15 protein-coding genes are annotated in these 12,508 nt (G+C 75.4%); 4 read left to right on the forward strand and 11 right to left on the reverse strand.

Features of this window, described 5'->3' with window-relative positions; translation table 11 throughout:
• The first annotated feature begins 59 nt into the window (after nt 1-59).
• Nucleotides 60-1,721 (forward strand): SDR family oxidoreductase, encoded by a 1,662-nt coding sequence (locus NJC10_RS08365; RefSeq protein WP_319075881.1) that lies wholly within the window; start codon nt 60-62, stop codon nt 1,719-1,721.
• On the opposite strand, the gene NJC10_RS08370 is transcribed toward NJC10_RS08365, so the two are convergent.
• The 9 genes from NJC10_RS08370 to NJC10_RS08410 all read right to left on the reverse strand — a co-directional run bounded on the left by NJC10_RS08370 (nt 1,654) and on the right by NJC10_RS08410 (nt 9,005).
• Nucleotides 1,654-2,463, reverse strand: coding sequence for a glycosyltransferase family 2 protein (locus tag NJC10_RS08370; RefSeq protein WP_319075883.1), 810 nt, complete (start codon nt 2,461-2,463; stop codon nt 1,654-1,656). The genes NJC10_RS08365 and NJC10_RS08370 overlap by 68 nt on opposite strands.
• Nucleotides 2,460-3,065: a hypothetical protein gene (locus tag NJC10_RS08375; RefSeq protein WP_319075885.1), complete on the reverse strand. Its 606-nt coding sequence runs from the start codon at nt 3,063-3,065 to the stop codon at nt 2,460-2,462. The genes NJC10_RS08370 and NJC10_RS08375 overlap by 4 nt, the downstream gene beginning before the upstream one ends.
• A complete protein-coding gene (locus tag NJC10_RS08380) occupies nt 3,049-3,390 on the reverse strand; it encodes a lycopene cyclase domain-containing protein (protein ID WP_248115703.1) in 342 nt (113 codons plus the stop codon). The genes NJC10_RS08375 and NJC10_RS08380 overlap by 17 nt, the downstream gene beginning before the upstream one ends.
• On the reverse strand, nt 3,387-3,710 hold the full coding sequence (locus NJC10_RS08385) for a lycopene cyclase domain-containing protein (protein WP_282442579.1): 324 nt from the start codon (nt 3,708-3,710) through the stop codon (nt 3,387-3,389). Before NJC10_RS08385 ends, NJC10_RS08380 begins: the two co-directional genes overlap by 4 nt.
• Nucleotides 3,707-4,591, reverse strand: coding sequence for a prenyltransferase (locus NJC10_RS08390; RefSeq protein WP_319075890.1), 885 nt, complete (start codon nt 4,589-4,591; stop codon nt 3,707-3,709). The genes NJC10_RS08385 and NJC10_RS08390 overlap by 4 nt, the downstream gene beginning before the upstream one ends.
• Nucleotides 4,588-6,279, reverse strand: a complete 1,692-nt coding sequence (gene crtI, locus NJC10_RS08395; RefSeq protein ID WP_319075892.1) for a phytoene desaturase family protein — start codon at nt 6,277-6,279, stop codon at nt 4,588-4,590. The genes NJC10_RS08390 and crtI overlap by 4 nt, the downstream gene beginning before the upstream one ends.
• Nucleotides 6,276-7,205, reverse strand: coding sequence for a phytoene/squalene synthase family protein (locus NJC10_RS08400; protein ID WP_319075894.1), 930 nt, complete (start codon nt 7,203-7,205; stop codon nt 6,276-6,278). Before NJC10_RS08400 ends, crtI begins: the two co-directional genes overlap by 4 nt.
• Nucleotides 7,206-7,207: 2 nt before the next feature.
• Entirely contained in the window at nt 7,208-8,269 is a 1,062-nt protein-coding gene (locus NJC10_RS08405) for a polyprenyl synthetase family protein (protein WP_319075896.1), read from the reverse strand.
• Between the two features lie 172 nt (nt 8,270-8,441).
• Nucleotides 8,442-9,005, reverse strand: coding sequence for a hypothetical protein (locus NJC10_RS08410; RefSeq protein ID WP_319075898.1), 564 nt, complete (start codon nt 9,003-9,005; stop codon nt 8,442-8,444).
• A gap of 152 nt (nt 9,006-9,157) precedes the next feature.
• On the opposite strand from NJC10_RS08410, the gene idi reads away from it, so the two are divergent.
• Nucleotides 9,158-9,733, forward strand: coding sequence for an isopentenyl-diphosphate Delta-isomerase (idi, locus tag NJC10_RS08415; RefSeq protein ID WP_248115709.1), 576 nt, complete (start codon nt 9,158-9,160; stop codon nt 9,731-9,733).
• A 15-nt stretch (nt 9,734-9,748) separates the two neighbouring features.
• Here idi and trxA read toward each other — a convergent pair whose 3' ends face one another.
• Nucleotides 9,749-10,177: a thioredoxin gene (gene trxA / locus NJC10_RS08420; protein WP_248115710.1), complete on the reverse strand. Its 429-nt coding sequence runs from the start codon at nt 10,175-10,177 to the stop codon at nt 9,749-9,751.
• 155 nt (nt 10,178-10,332) lie between these two features.
• The gene (locus tag NJC10_RS08425) at nt 10,333-11,259 is read right to left on the reverse strand and encodes an aldo/keto reductase (protein WP_319075899.1); all 927 of its coding nucleotides are present in this window, start codon (nt 11,257-11,259) and stop codon (nt 10,333-10,335) included.
• 172 nt (nt 11,260-11,431) lie between these two features.
• On the opposite strand from NJC10_RS08425, the gene aroQ reads away from it, so the two are divergent.
• The gene (gene aroQ / locus NJC10_RS08430) at nt 11,432-11,887 is read left to right on the forward strand and encodes a type II 3-dehydroquinate dehydratase (RefSeq protein WP_319075901.1); all 456 of its coding nucleotides are present in this window, start codon (nt 11,432-11,434) and stop codon (nt 11,885-11,887) included.
• A gap of 123 nt (nt 11,888-12,010) precedes the next feature.
• Entirely contained in the window at nt 12,011-12,493 is a 483-nt protein-coding gene (locus NJC10_RS08435; protein WP_319075903.1) for a pyridoxamine 5'-phosphate oxidase family protein, read from the forward strand.
• Nucleotides 12,494-12,508 lie beyond the last annotated feature (15 nt).

The raw sequence follows: 12,508 nt of genomic DNA on the forward strand, positions 1-12,508 counted from the left end.
GGCCACACCGCGCCCGTGGGCTCTCGTCTCGGGTCCGGGGGGCTCTCTAGGGTGATCCCATGACCTCCTCCGCCGACCGCCCCGACTCCCTCCTCGGCCTCGCCCTCCCCGAGGGGGCCGGCCGCCGCGTGCTCGTCACCGGTGCCACCGGCTACGTGGGCGGCCGCCTCATCCCCGAGCTCGTCGCCGCGGGCTTCACGGTGCGCGCCGCCGCCCGCCGTCCGGATGACCTCCAGGGGCGTCCGTGGTCGGACGCGGTGGAGGTCGTCCAGTCGGACCTCTCGGAGCCCGAGCAGGTCCGTGCCGCCATGGAGGACGTGCACACCGCGCTCTATCTCGTGCACTCGATGGGCGGCAAGGGCGACTTCGTGGCCCGCGAGCAGAGGATCGCCGACGTCGTCGCCACCGCGGCGGACGAGGCCGGCGTCGCCCAGCTCGTCTACCTCTCCGGCCTGCACCCGGATGAGAAGCCGGTGGAGGAGCTCTCGGACCACATGCGCTCGCGCGAGCTCGTGGCCCGCCGCCTGGATGAGGCAGCGACCCCCGCGCTCGTGTTCGAGGCCGGCGTGATCATCGGCTCCGGCTCCACGTCCTACGAGATGATCCGCCACCTCTCGGACCGCCTCCCCGTGATGCCCGGCCCCACGTGGCTGACGAACATGGTGGAGCCCATCGCCATCCGCGACGTCCTCTACTACCTCGCCCAGGCGTGCGCCCTGCCCGAGCCCGTGCAGGCCCGCGCCCAGATCGGAGACGGCACCCCCCAGGCGTTCGCCTCGCTGCTGACCGAGTACGCCGAAGTGGCGGGCCTGTCCAAGCGCACCGTGATCCCCCTGCCCATCCCCGCCGCGCACCTCTCCGGCGTGTGGATCGGCCTGGTCACCCCGATCCCCGTGGGCGTGGCGATGCCGCTGGCGGCCTCCCTGCAGGAGGACGCCGTCACCTCGGACCACCGGGTGGCGGAGATCATCCCGGACCCGCCGGGCGGCCTGACGGACTACCGGGAGGCGGTGCGCCGCGCGCTGGCCCGGGAGAAGTCCGGCCCGCTGGACGTCATCTGGGACGCGGACGAGTTCTCGGTGGCCGACCCGGCCGCGCCGCTGCCCTCCGACCCCGAGTGGACCGGCCACACGGTCTACACGGACGACCGCGAGCGCGAGTCCGACCTGGCCGCCGAGGACGTCTGGCCCGTCATCGAGTCCGTGGGCGGGGCCAACGGCTGGTATTCCACGCCCTACCTGTGGCGGATCCGCGGCGTCATGGACAAGGCCCTGGGCGGCCCCGGCCTGGCCCGCGGACGCCGCGACGCAGACCACCTGCGTCGCGGGGACGTCGTGGACTGGTGGCGCGTGGAGGACATCGAGCCCGGCCGCCGCCTCACCCTGCGCGCGGAGATGCGCGCGGGCGGGCGGGCCTGGCTGCAGCTGTCCACGCAGCCCCGCGAGGGCGGCGGCTGCGTGTACCGGCAGCGGGCCGTCTTCATGCCGGACGGCCTGCTGGGCCGCGCCTACTGGACGGCCATCCTCCCGTTCCACGCCGTGGTCTTCCCGGAGATGGCGGCCAACATCCTGGCCGAGGCGCAGCGGCGCAAGACCGGGGGCGAGCGGACCCGCACGCGCAGCTTCGTGCGCGTGCTCGCCGACCGGCTGCCGATCAGGAAGAACCCGCTGGACCGCTCCACCCGCGAGGAGAACGAGGAGAGCGAGGGCGATCGGGGCTGAGCCGCCGCACCCACCGCAGACCGGGCGGGAGGATCGCCCAGTTGACGCGCAGGGTGGCGGCGGCCATGCGGCCCTGCCGCACCCGCTCGCCGAGGGAGTGGAAGATCCGCCCCGCCGCGCCCACGCGCAGCTGCGGGTCGAACCGCACCGTGCGGCCGGCGAGGGCGAGGTGGAAGGAGAGGTCGAGGTCGTCGTGCACGTCCGGGCGGCGCCGGTGGACGCGGCCGCTCACCTCCCGCCACGCCGCCGCCCGCAGCGCGAGGTTCGACCCCCACACCGGGGTGCCCGCGAGCGCCGCGCCCGCCGCCCACCGGTACGCGGCCGCGTAGGCTCGCGATCGCACGCGCCCGCGCCGTCCCGGCTGGTCGTAGAACACGCCCGGCCCGGTCAGGGCGTCCAGCGCGGGCTCGGCGGCGAAGCGCGCCACGATCCGCTCGATCCAGTCCGCGGGGGCGCGGGTGTCTGCGTCGCAGCGCAGCAGCAGGCTCCCGACGGCGGCGTCCAGCCCGGCGGCCGACGCGGCCGGGATCCCGCGCTCGGGCTCGGCCACCACGCGCGCTCCGAAGGACCGGGCGACGGCCGCAGAGTCGTCGCGGCTTCCGTTGTCGACCACCACGACCTCGTCCGCCGGCCGCGTCTGCCGGGCGAGGTGGGCGAGGCACACGCGCAGGTGGGCCGCATCGTCGAGGACGGGGATGACCACGCTGACGGTGTGGCCGTCCGCGGCAGAGGAGGCGCTCACGGGCCGTCCGCCGAGCGCACGGGAGCCGCCGCCGGTGCCGGCGCCGCCGCCCGCACCACGAGGGCCGAGCCGGCCAGTGCGCCGACCAGGTCCGCGGTGAGGTCGCCCAGGGTGTCGTCGTAGCCCACGCCGATCTCCTCGCTGACCGCGTGGTGGCCCCACCACTCGGCGATCTCCCACAGCACGCCGAGCGCCACGGTCAGGGCGGTGAGCACGAGCAGGGCCAGCCCGAGGCCGACGTGCCGCGCGAGCTCCCCCGCGTCCACGCCGCGGCGCCGCAGCCACGAGCGCAGCGTGACCGCCACGAGGGCGGCGATCACGGCGGAGGCGGCCGCATGGGTGAGCACGTCCAGCCATCCCACGCGGTGGTACAGCCCGATCACGCTGAACCACCCCGCGGCCAGCAGCACGGCCTGGCCGGCCCAGTCCAGCAGGCTCCCGCCGGCGAGCCAGCGCAGCTGCCACTGCGCGCCGAACACCAGGAACATCACGGCCGCGGACGGCCAGCCGGCCTCGGCGCCCGCGAGCGGAATCAGGGCGAGGCCGAGGGCGCGCAGCAGGTCGGCCGGCAGCAGGGGGAGCACGTCAGCGGCCGTCCTCACGGTGCCGGTCATCCCGGTGCTCACTGCGCCGGCCCGTCAGCAGCAGCCAGACCGCGGGGAGCAGCAGGGCGGAGCCCAGCGGGTACGCGAAGTCCTCGATGGGGGCCAGGCCCACGTAGAGCCCGGAGAGCAGGTCGTGGCCGTAGTCGAACAGGCCGGAGGCGATCATCACGTTGTCGAACACCGCGGTGAGGATCCAGAGCACCACCACGCTCGCCGCCATGGCCGCGGCGTGCGCGCGGCGCAGGCGCCCCGTGAGCGCGGCCGCCGCGACGGCGGCCAGCGCCGCGCCCACGAACACCGCGTTGAGCTCCCAGAACGTCATGCGCCCCTCCCCCTGACGTGCTCGAGGATCCGCAGGGCCCCCGTGAACAGGACCATGGTGATGTAGCTCAGGAAGAGCAGGAAGAAGCACTCCTCCAGGGGCAGCTGGGGCACCACCATCACGCCCGTCATGTACGGGGACTCGCGGTGCAGGAACACGCCCTCGGCGATCCCCCACACGTCCCACGCCAGGAAGTAGGCCAGCCCCACGGCGAGCACCGCGGCGCCGGCCGCCGGGCGGTGCCACAGGAGGAGACGGAAGCGGCGGTCGAGCAGCGCCATGCACCCGATCACGCCCAGCAGGATCAGCAGGTAGATCATGCCGCCCCCTCCCGCGCGAACGCCCAGCCGATCAGCAGCATGGTCACGCCGAACCCCACGCCGTAGTTGAGCGGCAGGAAGAGCCTCCAGCCGCGGTTGGCCTCACCGGACGTCGCATCGGTGACGCCCCGGAAGCGCAGCACGTTGAGCAGGTACGGCACCGCCAACAGCCCGGCGAGCGGGCCCGGCCACTCGGTGCCCAGCATCAGCAGCCCCGCGGCCGCGTACAGCGCCGCCGAGAGCCAGACCGTGGGGCGGGCGCCGAGCACGGTGGCCACGGACGCCAGGCCGCCCTCGCGGTCCGGGACCACGTCCTGCACCGCGCCGAACATCTGCGAGGCCATCCCCCACAGGAAGAACGCGCCCAGCAGCGCCCCCAGGGCGGGGGTGAACGCGGCACCGGCCAGCACGAGCCCGTAGACGGCCGGGGAGACGAAGTGCGTCGCCGACGTCGCCGCGTCCAGGAACGGGTGCTCCTTGAACCGCAGGCCCTCCCACGAGTAGGCGACCACCGCGAACAGGCTCACCACGAGCACCCCGACGGCGGCCCACTCGCCCCGCGCGATCGACCAGCCCGCGAGCACGGCCGCGAACGGCACGGGCAGCAGCGAGGACCACGCGAGGACGGACCGGCGCACGGCGGGATCGGCGAGCACTGATCCCTCGACCCCGCCCTTGCGCGGGTTGCGCAGGTCCGAGGCGTAGTCGAAGACGTCGTTGATGCCGTACATCGCGAGGTTGTACGGCACGAGGAAGAACACCGCGCCCAGCACCACGAGCCACGCCGGCAGCCCGCCGGTGAGGATCACGGCGGCCGCGAAGGGGAACGCCGTGTTGATCCAGCTGACGGGGCGCGAGGCCCAGAAGAGGGTGCGGATCACGCGCGGTCCTCCCGCGCGGACTCCCCCGGCAGCGGGACACCGGGCCGGGGCGCGGGGACGCCCAGGTGCTCCCCCACGGCCTCCCGCGCGATCTCCGCCGAGATGAGGCACATGGGCACCCCGATGCCCGGCCGCACGGAGGAGCCGACGTGGAGGAGCCCGGCCACGCCCGCGTCCCGCACGGGCGGGCGGAACATGGCCGACTGCGCCAGCGTGTGCCCCGGACCCAGCAGGGAGCCGCGCCACGCATTCACGTTCGCTGCGAAGTCCCCGGGCCCGTAGGTGCGGCGCACCTCGATCCGCTCGGCGAGGTCCGGGATCTGCGCCCAGCGCGCGAGCTGGTTGAGGGCGCGGTCGGCCACGGCCTCCACCACGGGGTCGCCGGGCTCCTCCACGCGCCACCCCTCACCGTCGCGGACGCGGATGCCGCCGCGGCCCCAGCCCACCTCGGCGGGCGCGGGGACGAGCACGAAGAGGTTCTCGTCCCCCTCCGGCGCGACGCCGGGATCGGTGGCCGAGGTGCGGGAGACGTAGATCGAGGTGTCGTCCGCGAGCATGCGCCCGGACTCGATGCGCCCGAAGTTGTCGTCCCAGTCCGCGGTGAACAGCAGCGTGTGGTGCAGCAGCTGCGGCAGGGCGCCGCGCACGCCCACGCACACGAGCACCCCGGAGGGGCCGGGGTCGCGGCGGTCCCATGCGGACTCGGGCACCCGCTGAGCCGGCGGCAGCAGCGCGGTCTGCACATGGTGCAGGTCCGCGGCGGCCACCACGGCGTCGGCGTCCAGGCGGCGCTCGGTGCCCGCGGCGTCCCGGCAGACGACGCCGGTCGCCCGGCCCGTGCGCCGGCGTCGCCGTGGGGAGGCCAGGCGGGCGCGCACGCGCGCGGCGCGGGTGCGGGGCGCCGGGGCGTCCTCCACCTCGATGCGGGTGACCTCCGCCTCGGTGCGGATCTCGACGCCGGCCTGCCGTGCCAGGTCCGCCATGGCGTCGACAAGGGCGGCGAATCCGCCGATCGGGTACTGGACCCCGTCGACCAGGTCCAGGTGGCTCATGAGGTGGTACATGGCCGGGGCGCGGCGCGGGGAGGTGCCCAGGAAGACCGCGGGGTAGCCGAGGATCTGGCGCAGGCGCCGGTCCTGGAACCGGGCCGCGACGTGCTCGCGCAGCCCGCCGAGCAGCTGGGGGCCGAGCGTCGGCAGGGCGCGCAGGACCTCGGGGTGCGCGAGGGCGAGCGGCTGGCGGAAGTCGGTGTAGAGGAAGTGGCGCTTGGCGAGGGCGTAGACGCGCGCGGCGGAGTCGAGGTACTCCCCCAGCCGGGCCCCCGCGCCGGGCTCGATCCCCTCGAAGAGCGCGGCGGACTCGGCGCCCCCCGTGACCACGTCCACGGGGGCGTCCTGCCCCTCGAAGTACACGCGGTAGGCCGGGTCGAGGCGGCGCAGGTCCAGCTGCTCGGCGGCGGAGGAGCCCATGAGCCGGAACCAGCGGTCGATCACCTCGGGCATGAGGTACCACGAGGGTCCGGTGTCGAACGCGAAGCCCGCGGCGCTCCACCGCCCGGCGCGGCCGCCCAGCTCGGCGTTGCGCTCCAGCAGGGTGACGGCGTGCCCGTCGCGGGCCAGCAGCCCCGCGGTGGCCAGGCCGGCGAAGCCGCCGCCGATCACGACGACGCGGCGCGGACGGGTGCTCATCGGGTTCCTCCTCGGACACGGGACAGGGCGCTCGCCCCCAGGACGCGCGCGGCGATGCGGGCCTTCACGGCGTCCGGCACGCGCACGCGGCGGGAGGCCAGCTCGGCGGCGGGGGCGGCGTCGATCCGGCGGGCCAGCTCCGCGAAGAGGCCGTGCGCGAGCAGCACCGCCCGGCCGGCCCGCGGGTCGAGGGCGCGGATGCCGGGCAGGGCGGCGTCGAGGTCGGCGCGCAGGTCCGCCACGAGCTCGGCCTTGCGCTCCTCCGTGAGGACCTCCGGGGCGGCGCCGGGCAGGTAGGTGCGGCCCAGGCCGTCGTGGTCCGCCGCCAGGTCCCGCAGGAAGTTGACCTTCTGGAACGCCGCTCCCAGCCGGCACGCCGCCGACGTCAGCAGCTCCCGCCCGGCCGGGGTGTCCGCGCGGGTGCCGGGCAGGGAGAAGAACACCCGCAGGCACATCAGGCCCACCACCTCGGCGGAGCCGTGGATGTACCGGGCCAGGGACTCCTCGCCGTGCTCGCTCGTGGACAGGTCCGCGCGCATCGAGGCGAAGAAGGGGGCCGTCAGCGCGGGGGTGATCCCGTGGCGGCGGGCCACGTCGGCGAACGCGTGCAGCACGAGGTCCGTGGAGAACCCGCTCGCCATGGCGCGCTCGCACGCGGCCTCGTAGCCGTCCAGGGCGGCCCGCACCTCGGCCGGGTCCGCGCCGGCGGCCGCGGCGGTGCCGTCCACGATCTCGTCCGCCACGCGCACCATCGCGTAGATCGCGGCGATGTCCCGACGCTGGGCGGCCGGAAGGGTGCGGCAGGCCCAGGAGAAGGAGGTGGAGTAGCGGCCGATGACCCTCCCGGACGCCACGAGGGCGGTGCGGGTGTAGCGGTCCAGGTCGGAGGCGGGGGTGGAGACGGGGTCGGAGACGGGCGCGCCCACGCTCACGCCTCCCGTTCCAGGACGGCGCGGCACGCGGCCTCGAGCTCCGACCGCTCCGCGGTGCCGAGCGGCAGCGCGGCCAGGCGGGCGCGCCCGCGCTCCACGAGCTCGGCGGCCACGGAGCGGGCGTGCTCGCGCGCGCCGGCGCCCTCGAGGCCGCGCCGGGCGGCGTCGACGGCGCCCGGGGAGGCCGCGGCGCGGTCCAGCAGGGCGCGCACGGCCGGGTCCCGCCGGCCGTGCGCGGTGACCACGGTGGCCTTGCCCTCGCGCAGGTCCCCCGCGGCCGACTTGCCGGTGGCCGCGGGCGAGCCGAAGACGCCGAGGACATCGTCCACCACCTGGTAGGCCACGCCCAGGTCCGCGCCGACGTCGGCCAGGGCCGCGGCGAACTCCTCGGACGACCCTGCGAGGAGCGCGCCGGCGCGCAGGGGCGCCTCGAACGAGTAGCGCGCCGTCTTGAGGCGCTGCATCGCCAGGATGCGCGCGAGGTCCGGCTCGTCCCCGGTGTGGCGGGACAGGCCCAGGAGCACGTCCTCGAGCTCGCCGGCGGCGGTCGCGGTGGCGGCGTCCATCACGACGACGGCCACCGGCACCGCGCGGACCGGGTCCGGGGTGCAGGTCACGGCCAGGTGCAGGGCCTCGGCGAGGAGCGCGTCCCCCGCGATCACGGCCATGGAGAGCCCCGCGTGGGCGTCCTCTCCCGCGGGCACGCCCGCCGCGGCGAGGCGCACACGGTGCTCCTCCGCCACCGTGGGGCGGCCGCGGCGGACGGTGTCGCGGTCGATCACGTCGTCGTGCACGATCAGCGCGGTGTGCAGCAGCTCGAACGCCGCGCCGAGACGGTCCACCGCGGCCCGGTCCGCGGGCGGGACCGGGCCGCCGGCTGCCGCGCGGTAGCCGAGGTCCACGAGCTGCGGTCGGACGAGCTTGCCCCCGGCGACCGGGGCGCGCAGCGTCTCGACCAGGCCCGCGAAGGCGGCGGAGTCAGGAGCCCGCGAGGCCGCGTGGGTGAGCGCCTCGTCCAGGATGCCGGACATGCGGGAGCAGGCGTCGGGATCCGGCATGGGGCCTCCTGGGCTGGCGGTGCGAGTGAGGATGGGGCCGGTGCGGGGAACGCGGCGTGCCGAAAATAGTTCGACGGTCGAATCTCCACGCCACGCTAGCGCGCCTCTGCTCCGCCGGTCCACTCCCGGACGCCGCGGTCCCGCGCACGGGAGTGGACCGGCGGAGCGAGCGTCAGGACGTGGCGGCGGGCGCCTCCTGCGCCGCCTTCTCCAGCGTGGTCGCCGGGTCCACGATCTGGCCCTTCCACTGGCCGGAGACCGCGTAGACCACGCAGTGGGTGCCCTCCGTGCCGAAGGAGCTGAGCTCCGCCGCGGAGAGCACCGTGCCCGCGCCGATCTCCTCACGCTCGGAGAGCCGCTCTCCTGCGGCCTGGCAGACCGCGGCGGACGTGGAGGAGGCCTCCTCGCCCTCGGCGACCGCGGGGACGGGCCACAGGTACTCCGCCGTGTGCTCCTCCGCGCAGTCGGTCTCCTCGAAGTTGGAGAGGTCGCGCGCGCCCAGAGGGGCGGTGAAGCACGTGCCCGGCCCGTGCTCCACCGGGGCGGCGGAGGAGGATCCGGCCTGCGAGGCCGAGGCGGACTCCGTCGGCGAGGCCGCGGCCGACGTCGGGGCGCCGGCCTCCGGGGACGAGGCCGAGGACTCGGCCGCGTCCTGGCCGCCGCACGCGGTGAGGGCGAGCAGGGCGGCGGCGGAGAGCGCGGTGAGGCGGGCGGGGCGCGGCAGGGCGAGGGTCATGGAGGTCCTCCTGGACGACGGTGGTGCGGCCCACGGAACGGGACGCTCGCGGGGGATTCTATCGCCCCCGGTCAGACGCGTATCACAGGGCAGAGTGAGATGGCGCACACCGAAGGGGCGACCCCCGGGCGCGCCCTGTCACACTGGTGCGCATGGACACCGCCGGCCCGCATGCCTCCGACGCCACCGCCTCCGACGTGGAGCGGGTGGTGCTCCTGGACGCGGACGGCACTCCCGTCGGCGCCGAGCCGAAGGCGACCGTGCACCGGAACGTCGCGGAGGGCGGCACGCCGCTGCACCTGGCGTTCTCGTGCCACGTCTACAGCCCCGACGGCCGCTTCCTGCTGACGCGCCGGGCCCTGGGCAAGAAGGCCTTCGGGGGCGTGTGGACCAACGGGTTCTGCGGCCATCCCGCCGTCGGCGAGACCCCCGAGGAGGCCGTGAGCCGCCGGGCGCCCCAGGAGTTGGGGGTGGAGGTGGCGGACGTGGCTCCCCTGCTGCCGGGGTTCCGGTACCGCGCGGCCGACGCGGCCGGCGTGGAGGAGCACGAGGTCTGCCCGGTGTTCCGCGCGACACTGCACGGCGACCCCGCCCCTGAGGAGGACGAGGTCGCCGAGTGGTGCTGGGTGGGCGTCGCCGAGCTGACCGCCGCCCTGGCCGCCGTGCCGCGGGCGTTCAGCCCGTGGCTCGTGGCGCAGTGGGAGCAGGGCGCGTTCGACGCCGGGTGAGACGGGGGCGGAGCGTCAGCGGCCGTTGACCTCGTCGAGCTGCGCGGCAGCCGACTCCACGGCCTCTTCCGGGGCGGGCTCGGCGGCGTCGGACTCCTGCGCCATGCGCCGCACCTCGTCCACGTCCAGGCCCTTGACCTGCTCGAGGAGCTGATCGAGCGCCGAGCCGGGAAGGGCACCGGCCTGGGAGAACACGAGCACGCCGCCGCGGAACGCCATCAGCGTGGGGATCGAGGTGATCCCGGCCATCGCGGCGAGCTGCTGCTCGGCCTCGGTGTCCACCTTGGCGAACACGACGTCCTCATGCTTCTCCGAGGCGGCCTCGAAGACGGGGGCGAACTGTCGGCACGGGCCACACCACGAGGCCCAGAAGTCCACCAGGACGGTGTCGTTCTCGGAGACGGTCGAGCCGAAGGCGTCAAGGGTGAGATCGGTGGTGGCCATGGGAGGTCCTTTCATCGGTGGCGACGTCGGCGCCCGAGCGGGGCGGCGTCGTCAGTGGTTCACGGGGTGGAACAGGCCGTGGAGCGCGGCTATTCCGCCCCCGCGCCTCTGTCCCCGCGCGCGGGACCCCCGGCACCGCGCCGGTTCCGGCGCGCTCAGTGCCCGAACGTCTCCGGGTGCTGCCGGGGGCCGGAGCCGTCGTCGAGCGCGTCGACCCCGGCCATCTCCGCGGGCGTGAGGGAGAAGGAGAGGAGGTCCAGGTTCTCGGCCTGGCGCGCCGGATCCGCCGACTTGGGGATGACGACGCGCCCGTGCTGCAGGTGCCAGCGCAACACCACCTGCTGCACGGTGCGCCCCGTCCGGGCGATGGCGGCCGTGATCGCCTCGCGGGTCTCGATGCCGAGCTCGGCGCGGCCGATGGGCGAGTAGGCCGTGACCACGGCGCCGTGCGCGCGGACGGCGGCCTGCCAGCCGGGGATCGCGGCCACGGGGTCCACCTGGATCTGGTCGACCGGGGCCCGCAGTCCGGCCTCCGCGAGGCGGTCGAGGTGCTCGGCCGTGAAGTTGGAGACGCCCCACGCGCGGATCAGGCCCGTCTCCACGAGGCCCGCGAGCGCGGCCGCCGTCTCCACGTACCGGTCCTGCTCGGGATTGGGCCAGTGGATGAGCACGAGGTCGGCATGGTCCACGCCCAGGCGGCGCAGGGAGGCCTCGACGGCGGGCCGCACCCGCTCCGGGCCGCCGTGGTGCTCCCTGTTGAACTTCGTGGTGAGGAACAGCTCGTCGCGGGTGAGCACGCCCTCGGCGAGGGCCCGGGCGACGGCGAGGCCCACCGCGTCCTCGTTCCCGTAGTTCTCCGCCGTGTCGACGTGGCGGTAGCCGGCCGCGAGAGCCGCGTGCACCGCGTCGGCGCCCTCCTCCCCGGCCAGGCGCCACGTGCCCAGCCCGGTCCGGGGCATCTCGACGCCGGCCACGCCCGTGCCCGTCAGCGTGACGGTGGCGGGGACGTCGGCGCCGAGGTCGGGGGCGGTGAGGTCGGGCGCGGTGAGGTCGGGGGTTGTGGCGTGCGGGTCAGTCGTCACTGGTCGTCCTATCTCTCTGGTGGGGCCGCCTCCAGGGAAGCAGGCAGACCGGGCCGCGCGCGAGTCGCGGACGACGCCGGCGACGTACGCTCGCAGGGGACGCCGCCGTCGCCGTCCGGCCCCGTCCGCCCGCCCCGCCCTCCCCTCCCCTCCGACACCCCCAGGAGACGCCATGACCGACCAGAGCGCCCGCACCGTGTTCGTCCTCAACGGCCCGAACCTGAACCTGCTCGGCACGCGCGAGCCGGAGGTCTACGGGACGGCCACCCTCGACGACGTCCGCGCCCTCACCGAGGCACGCGCGGCGCAGCACGGCCTCGCCGTGGAGTTCCGCCAGTCCAACCACGAGGGCGTGCTGATCGACTGGATCCACGAGGCGCGGGAGGCCGCCGTCGGGATCGTGCTGAACCCGGGCGGCTTCACCCACACGTCCGTCGCGATCCGGGACGCGCTGTCCGCCGTCCAGATCCCGGCCGTGGAGGTGCACCTGAGCAACGTGCACGCCCGCGAGCCGTTCCGGCACCACTCCTACCTCTCCCCCGTGGTCGAGGCGGTCATCGCCGGTGCGGGCGTGCACGGCTACGCGTACGCCGTGGAGCAGATCGCGCACCTCGCGTCCGAGGACTGAGGCACGACGCCGGCCGCCGTCGTCCGGCGCGCGGCGCCTCCGGCGCCCGAGCCTGGCCGAGCCCCGGCGCAGGGGCCTAGCGTCGGCGTCACGCACTGACCGTGAGACCGAAGGAGAGCCGTCATGGCTGAGAAGGACCCCCGCACCCACCTGCTCGAGAGGCTGGCCGACGTCCGTGTCGCCATGCTCACCACCTCTGAGGCCGACGGCCGCCTCGTGACCCGCCCCATGGGCCTGCAGGAGGCCGAGCAGGACGGCACCCTGTGGTTCATGACCCGCGCGAGCTCCGACGTCGCCGACGAGGCCGCCCAGCGTCCCGTGAACGTGGCGGTCCAGGAGAAGTCCTTCTGGGCGTCCGTCTCCGGCCACGGCCAGGTGGTCCGTGACGACGAGCGCAAGAGGACGTACTGGAGCGCCGTCAACGAGTCCTTCTTCGGTGAGGGCTCGACGCCCGAGGATCCGCAGATCGTGCTCGTGCGCGTGGACGCCGAGTCCGCGCAGTACTGGGAATCCGCGGGCGCGGTGGCCACCGCGGTCGAGGTCGTGAAGGCCAAGGTCACCGGCGGCACCGCCGAGCCGGGCGACTCGACGACCGTGGAGTTCTGATCCGCTGAGGGGCGG

Origin of the sequence: Micrococcus sp. M4NT (genome assembly GCF_033790745.1) — a bacterium.
Lineage (GTDB): Bacteria > Actinomycetota > Actinomycetes > Actinomycetales > Micrococcaceae > Micrococcus.